Here is a 17041-nt window from a genome sequence, read left to right as displayed (position 1 = left end):
TCCCTGATTCCAGCCTCATACGTGAGGCAATTGTGACCGCAAGTTTTCCCAAATTAACTTCGGATGCCAACATTGGTATCGCAGGCGCAGGCTTACTCGGCAAACTCCTTGCCTGGCGGCTTAGCACTGCAGGGTTTCGCGTGAGCCTTTTTGATGCCGCAAGTATGAGCAACCCTCAATGCGCCGCGCACACGGCCGCCGGAATGCTCGCCCCCATCAGTGAAGCCGCAGAATCCGGGCCTGAAGTGTACACCATGGGCGTATATGGACTTGAGCGCTGGAGCCAATGGCTAAACGAGCTTGGAACAAACGCCGCAACGTGCATTCATCAAAATGGCAGCTTGTTGGTAGCCCACCCGCAAGACGAAAACGAGCTGCACCAATTTTTGGCCGACACACACAAGCTTCGCGCAGAGCCAGGCTGCAGTATTCAGCAAGTACAAAGCGCTGAGCTCCAACAGCTGGAACCAGACTTAAGCCGACAATTTCAAAAAGGCCTACTGCTATCGCCCGAAGCGCATCTGGATAATCGCCAGCTACTGCAGCATCTACATGAACAACTGTCTCTGCCACAGGTAAGCATTTACGAGAACACAAGCGTTAGCGCAGAGCCTTTTTGCATCAAGAACAAAAATACCGCCGAGCGTCATACCTTTGACCTCGTACTTGATTGCCGTGGGGTGGGCGCACGAGAAACACTGGCAAACTTACGCGGTGTACGCGGCGAAACCTTACATCTGGAAACCACAGAAGTCATATTAAACCGCCCCGTGCGGTTAATGCACCCGCGCTATCAATTGTATATTGTTCCCAAACCAGATCATCGTTTTGTCATTGGCGCAACGCAAATCGAAAGTGAAGACACTTCACCGATCTCATTGCAATCAAGCCTTGAATTATCAAGCGCTGTTTACACCTTGGCACCGGCCTTTGCCGAAGCACGAATAGTAGAAGCCGGGGTTAATCTGCGCCCCGCCTTTGCCAACAACTTACCCAGCGTAACCGATCAGCCGGGGCTGATTACGGCCAATGGGCTTTACCGCCACGGGTATTTACTGGCGCCCGCGGTTGTCGACCACGTAATGGATGTTATTCAGCACACTTGCCAAAGTCCTTTCGGCACACTATTTAAAAGCCCCAATAACTGTTCATCAAACACTACGAACTTAAGCAGCGAGCCTGTGTATGAGTAATCGCACCATAGAAGTTTTTTTAAATGGCGAGTCTTGCCTATTGCCGGCAGGGAGTGACCTCGCCGATGCTATCGAGCACTGGCTAAGTGAACAACAAATACCAGAAAAATTTGCCGCCGCCATTAACGGCGAGTTTGTGCCCCGCTCCGCGTATGCTGACACACTGCTCGGCAGCGGCGATTTAATTGACATTGTCGCGCCGGTAGGAGGAGGTTAATCATGCAATCCGATGAATTAACACTGTACGGTAAAACGTTTACGAGCCGCTTTTTACTGGGCACCGCACTGTACGAATCCCCGGAGCAAATGCGCGACAGCGTTAGCGCCTCCGGCGCCGAAATAGTAACCTTAGGCCTGCGCCGACAAAACCCAAGCGCGGGAGACGGCGAACGTTTTTGGCAACACATTCGCGAAACTGGCTGCACTCTGCTACCCAATACCGCCGGTTGTAAATCCGTGAAAGAAGCGGTGAACTTAGCGCAAATGTCTCGAGAATTATTCGACACCGATTGGGTTAAGTTGGAAGTGATTGGTGATGACTATAATTTACAGCCCGACCCCTTTGCCCTTTTAGAAGCAACGCAAGAACTAATAAGCCAGGGCTTCAAAGTATTACCCTATTGCACCGATGATTTAATTTTATGTCAAAAATTGGTTGAGGCCGGGTGCCAGGTTCTCATGCCATGGGGGGCACCAATAGGCACAGGGCGTGGATTATTAAACCGATACGCATTAAAAGCTTTACGTGAACGTTTTAATTGCCCGCTGGTGGTTGACGCTGGCCTGGGCGCCCCCTCCCAGGCAGCAGAAGCCATGGAGATGGGCTACGATGCGGTGCTGTTAAATACGGCTGTAGCTAAAGCGCAAAACCCGCCATTAATGGCTAAAGCTTTTGCCGGCGCGATCAAATCCGGCCGAGAGGCTTACCTGGCCGGTTTAATGCAAACACGTCAAACTGCAAGCCCAAGCACACCTACCATTGGCCAGCCTTTTTGGCACCAACAAAAAACCTAAAAAACTCACACAGTGCAATAATGTCCACAACACATCGTGTGATGTGTCGACATCAAACAGAGAGTAAAAAAGATTATTGCAGTAGGAAGCGCCAAACAAATAGCGACAGAATTCCTGCCGGCAGGCTGTATCCGACCAGTGATGCAGCGAGCCTGGGGGCCAGGTTATAGCGCATTGCTAACACACCGGCTGAAATCATCGCTGGCATTCCCGCCTCTAAAACCACCACTTGGTGCGCTAAACCAGTCCCACCATAGAGGTGCGAAAACAGCACCGCAACGAGTGGCTTAAAAACGCAGTACGTCAGCAGTGCAGCACTGAATACGACGATATCTTCGCGGTTAAGCTTCAAGCGCCAGGATATGCCCACAGCCACCATCACTACAGGTACCAACGTCCAAGCAACAAACCTAAAACTTTGATCCAACCAAACCGGATACTCCCACCATAGCAACGCAAAAGCCAACAATAAGCAGAGAAAAGGTGGAAAGCTCATAATTCGTTTGGCGATAGCAACAACAGAAGCCTGCCCACCGCTATAGCCAACGGCGACAGCTATGCCAAAGGTGTTCAACGCTAAAAAGGTGCCAAACTGATCATACAAAATGGCGTAACCGACTCCTTCGGACCCAACCAAAGCGTCAATCAGGGGGATGCCCACAAAACCGGTGTTGCCCAACGGCAGCATTAATAATAAACAACCGCTTATGGATTTCGACAGAGAAAAGAGACGTGAAGCCAGTAGCACGCCAAGCGCAGTTACCACCATTACTGACCAACACACCAATACGGGCAGAATTATGGTGGCATCAAAAGTTAAGCGCGGTAACTCGAAAAAAATGAGCGCTGGCAGGGCAATATTGATGACATAAGCATTAAGCCTGGCCGCTAAAGACTCGCCCGCTAAGCGGCCAAACTGAAGCGCCAGCCCCACAGCCAAACAAAAGCCGATTAAAACGAACGAATTCATCAGTGTTTAGCGGCTCGCAAGTCACACAATAGCCTTATATAAGCGCGTCGCACACAGAACATACAGTGCTTATTAGCTGCCTTTGCGAGGTGCGCGGCGCGAACTGCGCGCCGGCGCTTTGGCTTTTTTACGACCAGCAAACGGGTTATCGCTTGACCGAAACTCAATACGCACTGGGGTGCCACGCAAGTTCAATGCACGGCGGTACGTCTTTTCCAGATATCGCTCGTAATGAGCGGGAACCTTTGCTGTTTGATTACCATGAATCACAATCACTGGCGGGTTGGCTCCGCCCGCGTGCGCATAACGCAGCTTAATGCGACGACCGTTGATCATCGGTGGCTGATGCTCGCTGACAGCGTCTTGCAGAATTTGAGTTAAAAAGCTGGTAGACAGCTTATCGGTAGCACTTTGGTAGGCCTGCTCAATGGACTTATAAAGCTCACCCACTCCCGTGCCGTGCAGCGCAGAAATATAGTGAATATTGGCAAAATCGATAAAACGTAAGCGCCGATCCAGTTCGTTTTTCACATACTGCTTATGACTGTCTTCCAGCCCATCCCACTTGTTTAACGCGACCACCAAAGCGCGACCCGCATCGATGACCGTGCCCATCAGGTGTAAATCTTGCTCCACTACACCTTCACTGGCATCAATCACCAGAATAACCACATTGGCATCATCAATTGCCTGTAGCGTTTTTACGATAGAAAATTTTTCTACCGAAAGGGAAACATTTTTTCGCCGACGAACACCCGCGGTATCAATAATGGTATAGGGCTTACCGAAACGCTCATACTGAATGTAAATACTATCGCGGGTGGTGCCAGGCAAGTCGTAGACGACCACTCGGTCTTCGCCCAGCATACGGTTTACCAGGGTAGACTTACCAACGTTGGGCCGGCCAACGATGGCCATTTTAATGCCCTTGGGCGCCTCGGCTTCAATTTCTTCTGGCGCGGGGGGAATAGCTTCAAGCACCGATTCCATCATCGACTTTACACCGCGACCATGGGTTGCGGTGGTGGCAAAGACCTCACCTAAGCCCAGCTCGTAAAATGGTGCAAGGGCGATATCAGGGTCCATACCATCAATCTTATTTGCCACGAGGTAGGTAGTTTTACCACGCTGGCGCAGCTCTTTGGCAATCATGTGATCGGCTGCGGTTAAACCGTCCCGCGCAGACACCATAAACAAAACGATGTTCGCTTCTTCAATGGCCTGCAAAGACTGTCCCGCCATTACCGTGTCTATGCCCTCTTCTTCACCGCTGATACCACCGGTATCAATCAGCATACAGCGACGCTCACCAATCAGCGCTTCGCCGTATTTTCGATCGCGGGTAAGGCCTGCATAGTTCGCCACAATGGCGTCGCGACTGCGGGTTAAACGGTTGAACATGGTGGACTTGCCAACATTAGGGCGTCCGACCAAAGCAATAACAGGGATCATAGTTTTAGTATCTGATACGGCCGCCCGCAGGCGGCACGAGGGTTATTTAGGCGAGATGCGGTAGGCGGCGAGCTTGCCATCGTTGGCCAGTACGTAAAATAGCTCACCATCACTCCATAAAGGTGCACGCACCCCAGAGCCATCAATGTTAGTACGCGCGGCAAAACTGCCATCGCTGCGATTCAGTACATGAATATAGCCGTCGTCATCGGCTACTGCCACATAGTCACCCACGCTGACCGGGCCCGTTAGCAGGCGGCGCAGCATCTGTTCATTGCGCCAGCTTTCGGTGCCGCTGTTGGCATCGTAAGCAACTACAGCACTGTTGTCTTCGGTCACAAACAGCTCGCTACTGTCAAACCATAACTCTTGGTAGCTGGAAGAATCCACCGCCCACAGAGGACGGCCGGTAGCACGACTGACCGCCATTAAGCGCCCCTGATAACCACTGACATACAAAATGCCATCCACTAAAATCGGAGACGCCTGAATGTCGACCATTTTTTCCAGATCAGAGCGGCCTTTCGGCATAGCCACACGCTGCTCCCACAAAATCAAACCATTTTGCGGATTGAAAGCCATTAATCGACCGTTAGAGAAACCGGCATAAATGGCAGAGTCAGTAATAACAGGTGCAGAGCGGCCCCGTAGCGTCAGCTTGGGTGGAGGGTTGTCGTAAAACCAAAGCACTTCACCCGTTTGCGCATCCAGTACTGTAAGACGGCCATCCAGGGTGTGTGCTGCCACCACCTTGCCGTCACCTACCGGTGTCGACATAATTTCACTACTGAGCTGGGTGCGCCATAGTTCGCGGCCATCATCACTACCCAGCGCCAGAACTTCACCTTCATCGGTGCCCAACAAAAGTTGTCCGCCACCAACACCCACCCCACCGGCGAGTAACTCATCGAGGTCACGATCCCAGCTAACCTTACCGCTTTGACGGTCGATTACCGTTAATTCACCACGATAATCCACCGCATACAGCAGGCCATCATTGATGGCGGGCTCCAGGCGGGTGTGACCATCGCCCTGCCCTACACCAGAGCTGCGCTTCCAAACCCGATCGACTTTAGCGGTGGGCTCAAAATCCACCAACTCCATAGGCTCTGTGCCATCTTCTTTGCCAAACAGTGAACAGCCAGCCAGCAGCGCGGTCAATGACAGGGTCAGAACTAATCTCATGCAGACGGCTCCTCGGTACTGGCCGGTTTCATGTCGTCAGCTTTCATCTGCAAAACCAGACGACGCTGCTGGTCGCCATCAAAATTTTCCAAGGCCTGTTGATACGAGGCGTAGGCGGCAGATTGATCGCCCTGCATGCGCAGCACATCGCCGCGCACTTCAGCTTGCTCTGCCACAAAGCCTGCGGAAGCTTCTGACTTGACCAAGCTAAGTGCCGCGTCAAAATCGCCTTTAGCCGCCAACACCCGAGCCAGTCGCATACGCGCGATTTCCTGGAAAGCTTCAGTGTTGGCGTTATCTACCACCCACTGCAGCTGCTGCTGCGCTTCGTCAAGATTGCCATTTTCTACCGCCGCTTTAGCCGCAAAAAAAGCGCCCTGCGCCGCGTAGGCCGTATCGTCGGCACTGTCTTTAATTTGCGCCGCCAAATGGGCTGTTGTCGCGGCGGCCTCGTCACCAGCAGCCTGCCCTGAGGCGCTGGCAACAATCTCTTCATAGGTATCAGAAGCTTGCGCAATACGCTGTTGCTCAGAACTCTGCCAATAGTTCCAGCCAAAGTAGCTGGCCGTCGCCACGGCCACGCTGGCTATGATTGTGGTGCCATACTCTTTCCACAGCCTTTTGAGGTTTTCTAGTTGTTCTTCTTCGGTCAGATGATCGCTCACAATCTACTCCTAGCGGATTCTACTCATTAATTAGATTAAAACTCACCCAGCAACTGCGTCAGTGCTGACTGTTTACAGGTTTCCTGAGGTTTATCTTCACGCAGATATTTTACCCCGACTTCACCGGCTGCCGCTTCGTTCTCGCCCAAAATAAGGGCGATAGCCGCGCCGCTTTTATCGGCTTTCTTCAGCTGGCTTTTAAAGCTGCCACCGCCGCAGTGCATACTCAAACGCAGGCCCGGAAGCGCCCGGCGAATGCTCGCGGCTAATTTTAATGCTTCGGCCTGAACATCGCCCACCGCGGCCAAATACACATCCACGGGGCGTGACAATGATTCGGGCACATGGCCTTCGCTTTGTAGCAAGAGTATCAGTCTCTCAAGGCCAATCGCAAAACCTACCGCCGGTGTAGCGCGACCGCCGAGCTGTGCTACCAGATTGTCGTAACGCCCCCCGGCGCACACCGCACTCTGCGCGCCCAGCTTGTCGGTCACCCACTCAAAGGCAGTGCGCGAGTAGTAATCCAGTCCACGTACCAGACGACGATTGATCTGGTATGGGACACCGGCGGCATCCAGCAGTTGCGTCAACTGTGTAAAATGCTGCTCGGACTCTTCATCCAGATAGTCTTCTAAGCTAGGGCCGGCGTCCAGTAATGCCTGGGTGGCTTCGTTTTTACTGTCGAGAATACGCAGCGGGTTGCTGTCCAGACGACGCTTGCTGTCCTCATCTAACTGGTCTTTACGCTCGCTTAAGTAATCTACCAATGCCGTGCGGTAGCGGGCGCGAGCTTCATCGCTGCCCAGCGAGTTAACCTGTAACTCGACGCAATGCTCAAGCCCGAGCGTCTGGAACAGGTTGTAGCTGAGCAGTAAAAGCTCGGCGTCGATATCTGGCCCCTGCAGGCCGTAGGTTTCAATACCCACCTGATGAAACTGACGGTAGCGTCCTTTCTGTGGCCGCTCGTAGCGAAACATGGGGCCCATGTACCACAGACGCTGGGTCTGGTTATACAACAGGCCATGCTCTTCGCAGGCACGCACACAACTGGCTGTACCCTCGGGTCGCAGGGTCAAACTCTCGCCGTTGCGGTCTTCAAAGGTGTACATTTCTTTTTCAACGATATCGGTCACTTCGCCGATGGAGCGTTTAAATAGATCGGTTTGCTCCATAATCGGAAATCGAATTTCGCTGTAACCAAAACCCGCTAGAGTCTGTTTAATCACAGACTCTAAGTGCTGCCATAACGCCGTTTCGGCGGGCAGCAAATCGTTCATACCGCGTATTGCCTGAATCTTCTTCAAACTAATTCCTTACTCGATCCGCGCATTTTAATAGCGCGCAATAATATTCTTTTCACTCTGTTCTTTTTCCGCCGCTTTACGGCGAATCAGTTTTTCCAAGTCGTCCACCAAGGATTCATTGGTTAACTTGCTATCAGGCTGACCGTCCACGTAGACCAGGTTGCTCGGAGTGCCACCGGCGAGACCAAGATCCGCCTCTTTGGCTTCGCCAGGGCCATTTACCACGCAACCGATAACCGCGACATCTAGAGGCACTGTAATGTCCTCTACCCGGGTCTCAAGTTCGTTCATAGTTTTGATTACATCAAAATTCTGACGCGAACAACTAGGACAAGCGATGAAGTTCACTCCCTTGGTGCGCAACTTTAAGCTTTTCAGTAGGTCCCAGCCTACTTTTACCTCTTCGACCGGATCGGCAGCGAGAGAAATACGAATGGTATCGCCAATACCATCTAAAAGGAGCGCGCCCAAACCTACGGCGGACTTAACCGTACCGGCGCGCAAACCGCCAGCCTCGGTAATACCCAGGTGCAGTGGCTGATCAATTTCTTTAGCCAACAACCGGTAGGCATCCACCGCCATAAACACATCGGACGCCTTAACACTGACTTTGAAGTTATCAAAGTTCAAATCCTGCAGAATAGACACATGACGCAGCGCTGACTCCACCAAAGCTGCAGGTGTTGGCTCGCCGTACTTTTTTTGCAGGTCCTTTTCCAAAGACCCCGCATTAACCCCAATACGAATCGGGATATTCATATCCCGCGCTTTATCCACCACTGCACGAATGCGCTTCTCACGACCGATATTACCCGGGTTAATACGCAAACAATCAACACCCAAATCAGCAACGCGCAACGCGATGCGGTAATCAAAGTGGATATCGGCTACCAATGGCACAGTCACCTGTTTGCGAATCTCGCCAAAGGCTTCAGCGGCCTCCATAGAAGGCACCGAAACCCGCACGATATCTGCGCCGGCATTTTGCAAACGCTGGATTTGCCCCACAGTCGCGTCAACATCGCAGGTTTCCGTATTGGTCATACTCTGCACCGCGATAGGCGCATCGCCGCCGACCGGCACATCGCCCACCATTATCTGGCGAGACTTACGGCGTTTTATGGGTGATTCATGATGCATAGACTACTGATCGCTCCCGGCGACAAAATTAACCACATTACCTGTGGTGGAAGATGGCACTTGAACGGCATTACCGTTTACTCGCGCTGAGACACCTTCAGCATTGCCTAGTCGAATCTGAAACGGTGCGACACCGAACAACTCAACGCTGCTACCGGCTTCTTGCAACGTCTCTAACAACACTTCTCCCTCTGCGTCACGAACCCGCACCCAACAATCCAGTGAAAATGCGAGCGCTATTGTATCTGTGGCAGGATCAAGCTGCGGTGCGGCCTCTGATTCAGAGACCAGACTCTCCTGAGAGTCGCTCAACACTGCAGCTTCTTCAGAAGGTGCAGAGACAGCGGTCATTTCTGAACTGATAGAATTCCCGAGCTCTTGCTCTGGAGACTCTTCAAGCTCGGCATTACTTGCTGGCTCGAAAGACAGCTCGTACGGGTTAGCTTGCTCGGCAGAGTTAGCGGGTGAGTCTAAACGGGTTATGTCCGAAGCATTACTTAACTCAAGCTGTTCAGGCTCTGCCTCATTAGACACAGCAGCGGGCGAAAGGTCATTGTCAGCGGCGAAGTACCAATAAGCCAGCCCCCACAAAACCAAAATAATAATGACCATTACCAAACGCCCCGCCCAATTGGAGCGCTTGCCACCCATTTTCACATTCAGAGACTCCGATGCCGGTAACGGCTGCGCCTCTGAAGGAGCCAGTTGGTCAAAACGCTCAACCAAGGGCGCGCTATCAATACCTAAAAATTTTGCATAGCTGCGAATATAACCCCGGGTAAAAACAACCGAAAACATTTTCTCGTATTCACCCGCTTCCAAGGCTTTCAGCTTGTTGGGTTGAATGTTTAGCTCGGTGCACACCTGTTCAGAACTGATGCCCTGGCGTTCACGCTCGGCACGAAGCATTGGCCCAGGTTCAAGTTCAGTCAGTGATTCTGGCTGAGTCATACCGGTTTAATTCTCCAGCATCTGTGTGTATTCCAAATACTCCTGAGAATAGGGATATCTGTTTTTTAACAATAGCGCGTAACTGGCTTCTTTATTTTGATTGCCAAATATTCGTTCAATTTTAATCCCAAGCAATAGCGTTTGAGGAACGGGCCGGGCAATTTGCTCGTAGGCGTCTAAGTATTTCTTGGCATCGGTATAGTCTTTCTGGGAAAAGTTTAAGGCTGCCAACTCGTACTTAACCGTAGGTAACGCAGGGTCAAGACGATTGGCATGCTCAAACACGGCCTCAGCTTTTTCCGGTTTATCCAGCTTAATCGCGGTACGCCCTAGATTTACCATTGCCTGGGCACGATTATCGTAATCCAAATCTTCGGCGGCGATCTCAAACTGCTCGTAAGCATCTTTATAACGCTCGTGGCTGTACAAAAACACTCCATAATTATTGCGCCCGCGCGTGTAATTCTTATCCAGCCTTAACGTCTTTTTAAAATACTCTTCAGCCATTTCGGGCTCGCCCTCAAGCTGGTAAAGCATCGCCATGGCAAAGGTCGCATCTACCGAGCGAGAATCGATTTCAAACGCCTTACGCAGATGATGGCGCGCGGACTCACGATTCTGTGCTTCGATATACTTGAGCGCCAACGTAACATGACTGTCGAGCGCCTTTTCTTCGTCAACCTGATACTTCGATGGCGGCACAGTGCTTACGCAACCCACCAGTAAAATTGCGCAAAATATCGCTATTAACCATTGACTCAGTGCTGTTACTCGCAGGTGTTTTTTCAACACGACTTTGCCTCTAGTTTTTATTGACTAACAATAGTAACCGGCTCTGCCTGGGAAAACTGTGCCCTGTATCTCTCAGAGCGTTTGGTTCGGTCGTTTACCTCACCGGCCAGCTGACCACAGGCCGCGTCGATATCATCACCGCGGGTAGTTCGCACCGTGGTGATGTAGCCTTCCTGCATCAGAATGTCCTGAAAACGACGCATGGCATTATTGCTCACCCGTTTGTAGTTGGACAAATTAAACGGATTGAACGGAATTAAATTGATTTTCACCGGCACGTCCCGCAGCAACTCGGCCAACTGTCGAGCATGCTCAGGGCGATCGTTTACGTGATCGATGAGGGTATACTCAATGGTGATTTTGCGGTGAGTATCCGGCAGCGACTCGATATAGCGCTTCGCCGAAGCCAGCAACATTGCAATAGGATACTTTTTATTAATGGGCACCAGCTCGTTGCGCAACTCATCGTTCGGCGCGTGCAGAGAAATCGCCAGGCAAGCATCGGTGTAATCTCCCAAGCGATCCAGCTCAGGCACCACACCGGAAGTACTGAGGGTTACCCTGCGCTTGGAGATACCGTAGGCGTTATCGTGCATCATTAAATTCATGGCATCGACAACGTTATCGAAATTCATTAACGGCTCGCCCATACCCATCATCACGACATTCGTGACTTTACGAGGGCCGTTCGGGGTCAACTGGCCGAAGGACTTGGCCGCAATCCACACCTGAGCAATGATTTCGGCGGCCGTCAAATCACGGTTAAATCCCTGTTTGCCTGTCGCACAGAAGCTGCAATCCAAAGAACAGCCCACTTGCGAGGACACACACAAAGTGCCGCGCTCACCATCGGGAATAAAGACCGTCTCGACCACACTGCCGCCGGTGACTCTAATCAAGAACTTTCGGGTTCCATCGGCCGAATCCAACTGCCGCAAAACCTCCGGGCCGCGAATCTCACAGTGGGCTTTCAGTTTTTCCCGCAGCGCTTTGCTGATATTGGACATTTCATCAAAATCGTCCACGCCCAGCTGATGAATCCATTTAAGTACCTGGGCGGCGCGAAAGCGCTTCTCACCCATAGACTCAAAAAACGCCACCAGCTTAGCTTCGGTTAACCCCAACAGGTTTACCTTGGCTTGCTCTGTGCCGGTAACGGTTTGATTTGTATCAGCGTTGGTCATGATGTCACCTTCGCGCTTAGCGCGGGTAAATCTCCTGAGCATTGAAAAAATAGTCAATTTCGCGCGCGGCGGATACCGCACTGTCCGAACCATGCACCGCATTGGCACTGACGGCAGTGGCGAAGTCAGCGCGAATGGTGCCAGGGGCAGCCTCTTCGGGGTTAGTGGCGCCCATCAGCTCACGGTTGCGGCTGATCGCAGCTTCACCTTGCAGCACCTGCACGCACACAGGTCCCGACATCATAAATTCCACCAGTGACGGAAAAAACGGACGCTCTTTGTGCTCAGCGTAAAACCCTTCGGCTTGCTCGCGGGTTAACTGCAACATTTTCAAGGCAATGACTTTCAGGCCGGCCTCTTCAAAACGTGCGACGATAGCGCCGATATGATTGTTGCCCACGGCATCTGGTTTAATGATCGATAAAGTCTGTTCTACAGCCATTTGGCACTCCGTTCTTCCATCCGAAACCGGGTAATAGGCCCTTAAGGGAAACCCTATATACCCAAAACCCGCGGATTATACGCGGGTTTTGGGTATATTTATACGTAATCGCACCCAGCGCTAAGGCTCAAGCAGCCGCGATGCCTTGAATTCGCTGAACCATGGCCTTCAGACCATTTCCACGGGTGGCACTGAGGTGGTTGAGCAGGTTTAACTGCTCGAAATATCCCTCAATGTCAAACTCAGACACCTCAGCCGGGGTCTTGCCATTGTAGGCGGCCAAAACCACCGCCAGCAGGCCTTTAACAATAAACGCATCGCTATCGGCGCTAAAATGCAAGCGCTCATCCTGTAGACGACTCACGAGCCAAACCTGACTCTGACAGCCGCGCACCAGGTTTTGCTCAGTCTTATGTTCGTCCGCCAGCGGGGGAAGCTCTTTACCAAGGTCAATAATATACTTGTAACGCTCCTCCCAGCCGTCGAAAAAACTTAGGGTATCGACAATATCGTCCGCCGTTACATCCACACCAAATTCAGTCACAGAACCCCACCTTAAAAGAACATTCCAGTTTCCAGCTGCGCTTCTTCGCTCATCATGTCGCGATTCCACGGGGGATCAAACACCAGCTCTACGTCAACTTCACGCACATTTGGCACCTGCCCAACCCGGTACTCTACATCCCCTACCAGTACCGGTCCCATACCACAACCGGGCGCAGTCAGTGTCATAGAAATACCAACGTGGCCGCGCTGCTGATCAATATCCAACGCATAGATCAAACCGAGATTTACCAAATCCACAGGAATTTCTGGGTCAAAGACGGTTTTTAACGCCTCCCACACCTGAGACTCTTCAATTTGACCATCGCCAGCGTCAACAAAATTCAGCTGCTCGGGCTCTTTGCCGATAGCAGCGGCGTCCAGCCCATCGACACGCACCATCTGCCCCTGAAAGCTGAGGGTGTAGTTGCCACCCAACGCCTGAGTAATAGTAACGAATGTATCTTTGGGGATGGTGACGGGAGTACCATCAGGCACACGTCGTGCCGGGCAGTCAGCCTGTGTGACCACCATTTCTCTCTCTGCGGCCATAAGCAGTCCTAACCGATGTTAAAGCTTTCCCCACAACCGCAATAATCGCGCGCATTGGGGTTTAAAAACGCCAACTGACGGTTAACACCCTCAGTGACAAAATCGATGGTGGTGCCACGAATCACGGGCAAACTGGCTGGATCCAAATACACCTCTACACCATCCGGCAGATGGATTACTTCATCACCTTGCTCAGCCTCTGGCACCAAATCGAGCACATACATATAACCGGTGCAGCCACTTTCTTTAATTGATAGGCGTACGCCGCGGGCACCGCTCGAATCTGCCTGCAATTGTTGCTTGAAGTGAGCTGCGGCTTTATCGGTAATCTCGACAGCTACAGTCTTAGGATCGAAACTTTCTACACTCATAAGCTCCCCTTAAGCGAGAAACATTTTGGCTTTTGCCAAGCCTGCCATTAGCGCATCTATGTCGGCCTGGGTGTTGTACAGACTAAAACTGGCGCGCACGGTTCCAGGTAATCCATATTGATCCATGATGGGTTGTGCGCAGTGATTCCCCGTGCGCACGGCAATTCCCTGTTGATCCAGAATCATGCCTATATCTTGCGGGTGGGCAAAATCTGCGACAAAGCTCATCACCGCGACCTTGTGCTCGGCGCGCCCGACCAGTTTAAAGCCACCCAATTCAATGAGCGCCTGCTCGGCGGCACCCAGCAGTTGTTTTTCATGGGTGTCTGCCCCACTGCGGTCCAACCCACGCAGAAAATCGACCGCGGCCCCCATGCCTACCGCTCCGGCAATATTCGGTGTACCGGCTTCAAATTTGTAGGGAAGCCTGTTGTAAACGGTTCCGGCAAAGCTCACAGATTCAATCATTTCACCGCCGCCCTGATAAGGCCGCATCGTCTCTAACAGCTCACGTTTTCCGTACAATACTCCCATCCCTGTGGGACCGAACATTTTATGGGCTGAGAACGCTAAAAAATCACAATCTATTCGCTGTACGTCTATAGGCCAATGAGCGATGGACTGAGCCGCATCCACCAGCACTTTTGCACCGACCGCGTGGGCTTTTTGAATCACATCTTCAACGGGGTTGATAGAGCCGAGCGCGTTGGAAACATGTCCCAACGCCACCATTTTTACGCGCTCATCCAATAAGCTGTCGAAGACCGCCAGATCAATCACGCCAAGCTCATCCACAGGGATAGGCTCGACCTTGGCCCCCACCTCTTGCGCCACCATTTGCCACGGCACAATATTCGAGTGATGCTCCATTGCGGACACCAATACGCGATCGCCGGGCTGCAAATGTTCACGCCCCCAACTGCTGGCAACCAAATTAATACCTTCAGTAGTACCTCGAGTCCAAAGCACCTGCAGTGAGGTTGGCGAATTAATAAACTCAGCCACCTTATTGCGGGCACCCTCAAACTGTTCAGTTGCCCGGTCACTCAGGGCATGAGCGCCACGATGCACATTAGAATTATCAAATCGATAATAATTAGCGATTGCCTCAATAACCGACTCAGGCTTTTGAGTCGTCGCAGCGTTATCCAGATACACCAGCGGGTGACCATTAACTTCTTGCTGCAGAATAGGAAACTGGGCGCGAACGGCAGCTACATCAAAGCTCGTCAAAAGACTCAGCCTCCAGTTGCAACAACTCATTTTCCCGGCCGAACTGCTCTGCAAGAATAGGCAGTAAGTAATTCATCACAGCTTCATTTTTGATGGTTTGAATCAACTCATTAATAAAGCCAAAACTCATCATCACCTTAGCCTGTTCTTTACTCACTCCACGAGTCTGCAGGTAATAGAGCGCCTCATCATCCAACTGCGCCACGGTTGCCCCGTGAGCACACTTAACATCGTCAGCGTAAATCTCAAGCTCTGGCTTGGTATCGATTTCAGCACGATTCGAGGTCAACAGGTTTTTGTTGGATAACTCGGCCAGCGTTTTTTGCGCATCTTCAAAAATATGAATCCGGCCGTTAAATACGGCTTTGGCACGATCACCGATAATCCCGCGAAATACCTCATTGCTAGTGCAATGAGCAACACGGTGTTTAATGTTGGTGTGGTAGTCAACCACCTGCTGGCCACGCGGCATATACACGCCTTGCAACTCTACGTGCGCTCCCGGACCGCAATGCTCTAAAACGTAATCGTTACGAATCAGCTCACCACCTTTGGCAATGGCAAAACCATCGAAGTTTGCATCGCGCCCCAACTCGACAAAAACACCGCCCGCATGGGTTATGCCTTCTTGCTCAAGATTAAGGCGATAATGCTGAACACTGGCATTGTCCGCGAGAAAGATTTCTGTTTGCGCGGCAACTAAATTGGCTTGCTGTGCATCGCTGGAAATAAATTGTTCAATAATTTCAGCTTCAGCTCCAACACCTAAAACCACCAGCACACGTGTTGCAATCAATTGCGCCGCTTCGCCACTGGAGTAGTTAACCACATACAAGGGTTTATCAAGCTTTTGGCCTGCCGTGACGTGCACTACCACGCCCTCAGTAGACGCGGCCTCGCTTAAAGCGGCAAAAAGATGTTGCGAACTGTCCGCCAGGGCTCCTAAACGGCTCTGCACAAGCTCAATCTGTTGTTCATTCACCGAGGCAAAAGTTGCCACTGCATCGGGTAAAGAATCTGACTGCGCTTGATCCAACACGCCATTTACAAATACTAACTTATAGGCATCTAGCGCTATCAAGTCCTTCTCTGGCACAGATACCGGCTGAACCTCGGGCAGCCTCAACTCTTTTTTCGCAAGACCGGCCAATGAGGTGTATTTCCAGTTTTCTGTGCGACGGTTAGGCCAGGGGGTTGCAGCAAAACGCTCGGCCCCGCGGCGGCGCACAGCATCGAGCCAAGCGGGCGCGCTTTGCGTTTCAGCGAGCTTCAGCGCAGCGGTTTGCAAATCGCCCATTAAGCCACCTCACCTTCTAGCCAGCTGTAACCCTTCGCTTCTAATTCCTTAGCCAGACTTTTATCGCCAGATTTGACAATTTTTCCATCGGCCAAAACGTGAACAAAATCTGGCACGATGTAATCCAAGAGACGCTGGTAGTGGGTTACCACAATGAAGCTGCGTTCCGCACTGCGCATAGCGTTCACACCGTCGGCAACGGTCTGCAATGCGTCGATATCCAAGCCGGAATCCGTTTCATCCAGAATACAAAGCTTGGGCTCGAGCAGCATCATCTGCAGAATTTCATTGCGCTTTTTCTCGCCGCCGGAAAAGCCCTCATTCACCCCACGCTTTAAAAAAGCCTGGTCGAGCTTCACTTTCTTACTGGTTTCGCGGGCAAGCTTCATAAATTCGACGCTGGACAACTCAGGTTTCCCCTGATGCTTGCGCACGGCATCGACCGAAGCTTTTAAAAATTCCATATTACTCACGCCGGGGATTTCCACCGGGTACTGAAACGCCAAAAACAAACCTTCGCGTGCACGCTCTTCAACGTCCAACTCCAGCAGGTCTTTGTCAGCAAAGGCCACTGAACCATCGGTAACCGAAAATGCTTCGCGCCCAGCGAGCACGCTGCCCAGTGTACTTTTACCCGCACCATTGGGCCCCATAATGGCATGAACCTCACCCGGCTTAATGTCCAGGCTCAGGCCTTTTAGAATATCTTTGTCTTCAACGCTGGCGCAGAGATTGTTAATGCTTAACATGACT

Annotated in this window: 19 protein-coding genes; 3 read left to right on the top strand and 16 right to left on the bottom strand. The window is 51.7% G+C overall.

The features are described from left to right. Positions 1–32: 32 nt before the first annotated feature. Genes thiO through D568_RS0109720 form a run of 3 tightly spaced genes read left to right on the top strand, consistent with a single transcriptional unit; the run spans position 33 to position 2207 of the window. Positions 33–1193 (top strand): glycine oxidase ThiO, encoded by a 1161-nt coding sequence (gene thiO, locus D568_RS0109730; RefSeq protein WP_020209410.1) that lies wholly within the window; start codon positions 33–35, stop codon positions 1191–1193. Then, positions 1186–1410 (top strand): sulfur carrier protein ThiS, encoded by a 225-nt coding sequence (thiS, locus tag D568_RS0109725; RefSeq protein ID WP_020209409.1) that lies wholly within the window; start codon positions 1186–1188, stop codon positions 1408–1410. Before thiO ends, thiS begins: the two co-directional genes overlap by 8 nt. A 2-nt stretch (positions 1411–1412) precedes the next feature. Then, positions 1413–2207: a thiazole synthase gene (locus D568_RS0109720; protein WP_020209408.1), complete on the top strand. Its 795-nt coding sequence runs from the start codon at positions 1413–1415 to the stop codon at positions 2205–2207. A gap of 73 nt (positions 2208–2280) precedes the next feature. On the opposite strand, the gene D568_RS0109715 is transcribed toward D568_RS0109720, so the two are convergent. From D568_RS0109715 to sufC, 16 genes are all read right to left on the bottom strand, one after another. After that, positions 2281–3177, bottom strand: coding sequence for an AEC family transporter (locus tag D568_RS0109715; protein ID WP_020209407.1), 897 nt, complete (start codon positions 3175–3177; stop codon positions 2281–2283). A gap of 72 nt (positions 3178–3249) precedes the next feature. After that, positions 3250–4629: a ribosome biogenesis GTPase Der gene (der, locus tag D568_RS0109710; protein ID WP_020209406.1), complete on the bottom strand. Its 1380-nt coding sequence runs from the start codon at positions 4627–4629 to the stop codon at positions 3250–3252. Between the two features lie 42 nt (positions 4630–4671). Next, positions 4672–5814: an outer membrane protein assembly factor BamB gene (bamB, locus tag D568_RS19845; RefSeq protein ID WP_020209405.1), complete on the bottom strand. Its 1143-nt coding sequence runs from the start codon at positions 5812–5814 to the stop codon at positions 4672–4674. Continuing rightward, a complete protein-coding gene (locus D568_RS0109700) occupies positions 5811–6479 on the bottom strand; it encodes a YfgM family protein (RefSeq protein WP_020209404.1) in 669 nt (222 codons plus the stop codon). The genes bamB and D568_RS0109700 overlap by 4 nt, the downstream gene beginning before the upstream one ends. Before the next feature lie 35 nt (positions 6480–6514). After that, the gene (gene hisS / locus D568_RS0109695) at positions 6515–7783 is read right to left on the bottom strand and encodes a histidine--tRNA ligase (protein ID WP_026286954.1); all 1269 of its coding nucleotides are present in this window, start codon (positions 7781–7783) and stop codon (positions 6515–6517) included. Positions 7784–7810: 27 nt separating this feature from the next. Continuing rightward, positions 7811–8923, bottom strand: coding sequence for a flavodoxin-dependent (E)-4-hydroxy-3-methylbut-2-enyl-diphosphate synthase (gene ispG, locus D568_RS0109690; protein ID WP_026286953.1), 1113 nt, complete (start codon positions 8921–8923; stop codon positions 7811–7813). 3 nt (positions 8924–8926) lie between these two features. Then, entirely contained in the window at positions 8927–9874 is a 948-nt protein-coding gene (locus tag D568_RS0109685) for a RodZ domain-containing protein (protein WP_020209401.1), read from the bottom strand. A 6-nt stretch (positions 9875–9880) separates the two neighbouring features. Beyond that, the gene (gene pilW / locus D568_RS0109680; RefSeq protein WP_020209400.1) at positions 9881–10666 is read right to left on the bottom strand and encodes a type IV pilus biogenesis/stability protein PilW; all 786 of its coding nucleotides are present in this window, start codon (positions 10664–10666) and stop codon (positions 9881–9883) included. Positions 10667–10683: 17 nt separating this feature from the next. After that, positions 10684–11850: a dual-specificity RNA methyltransferase RlmN gene (rlmN, locus tag D568_RS0109675; RefSeq protein WP_020209399.1), complete on the bottom strand. Its 1167-nt coding sequence runs from the start codon at positions 11848–11850 to the stop codon at positions 10684–10686. 16 nt (positions 11851–11866) lie between these two features. After that, positions 11867–12292 (bottom strand): nucleoside-diphosphate kinase, encoded by a 426-nt coding sequence (ndk, locus tag D568_RS0109670; RefSeq protein ID WP_020209398.1) that lies wholly within the window; start codon positions 12290–12292, stop codon positions 11867–11869. 127 nt (positions 12293–12419) lie between these two features. Then, positions 12420–12836, bottom strand: coding sequence for a SufE family protein (locus D568_RS0109665; protein WP_020209397.1), 417 nt, complete (start codon positions 12834–12836; stop codon positions 12420–12422). Positions 12837–12847: 11 nt separating this feature from the next. Next, positions 12848–13387: a putative Fe-S cluster assembly protein SufT gene (gene sufT, locus D568_RS0109660; RefSeq protein WP_020209396.1), complete on the bottom strand. Its 540-nt coding sequence runs from the start codon at positions 13385–13387 to the stop codon at positions 12848–12850. Positions 13388–13395: 8 nt separating this feature from the next. Next, on the bottom strand, positions 13396–13758 hold the full coding sequence (locus tag D568_RS0109655; protein WP_020209395.1) for a HesB/IscA family protein: 363 nt from the start codon (positions 13756–13758) through the stop codon (positions 13396–13398). 9 nt (positions 13759–13767) lie between these two features. Further along, the gene (locus D568_RS0109650) at positions 13768–15021 is read right to left on the bottom strand and encodes an aminotransferase class V-fold PLP-dependent enzyme (protein ID WP_051084041.1); all 1254 of its coding nucleotides are present in this window, start codon (positions 15019–15021) and stop codon (positions 13768–13770) included. Next, positions 14978–16288: a Fe-S cluster assembly protein SufD gene (sufD, locus tag D568_RS0109645; protein ID WP_020209393.1), complete on the bottom strand. Its 1311-nt coding sequence runs from the start codon at positions 16286–16288 to the stop codon at positions 14978–14980. The genes D568_RS0109650 and sufD overlap by 44 nt, the downstream gene beginning before the upstream one ends. Continuing rightward, positions 16288–17037, bottom strand: a complete 750-nt coding sequence (gene sufC, locus D568_RS0109640; RefSeq protein WP_020209392.1) for a Fe-S cluster assembly ATPase SufC — start codon at positions 17035–17037, stop codon at positions 16288–16290. Before sufC ends, sufD begins: the two co-directional genes overlap by 1 nt. Positions 17038–17041 lie beyond the last annotated feature (4 nt).

The sequence above is a fragment of the Gilvimarinus chinensis DSM 19667 genome (genome assembly GCF_000377745.1).
GTDB lineage: Bacteria > Pseudomonadota > Gammaproteobacteria > Pseudomonadales > Cellvibrionaceae > Gilvimarinus > Gilvimarinus chinensis.
Note: the sequence above shows the minus strand (reverse complement) of the source record. Positions and strands in the feature narration are given on the sequence as shown.